General features: G+C 50.2%; 1 rRNA gene. It reads left to right on the top strand.

From position 1 onward, the window contains the following. A 23S ribosomal RNA gene (locus K5I40_RS24220) occupies positions 1-201 on the top strand; the annotation flags it as partial.

Here is a 201-nt window from a genome sequence, read left to right as displayed (position 1 = left end):
CGATAGTGAACCAGTACCGTGAGGGAAAGGCGAAAAGAACCCCGGCGAGGGGAGTGAAAAAGAACCTGAAACCGTGTACGTACAAGCAGTGGGAGCACCTTCGTGGTGTGACTGCGTACCTTTTGTATAATGGGTCAGCGACTTATATTCTGTAGCAAGGTTAACCGTATAGGGGAGCCGTAGGGAAACCGAGTCTTAACT

Origin of the sequence: Leclercia sp. LTM14 (assembly GCF_023736175.1) — a bacterium.
GTDB classification, from domain to species: Bacteria; Pseudomonadota; Gammaproteobacteria; order Enterobacterales; family Enterobacteriaceae; genus Enterobacter; species Enterobacter barmai.
This window is presented reverse-complemented; position numbering and strand designations above follow the sequence as displayed.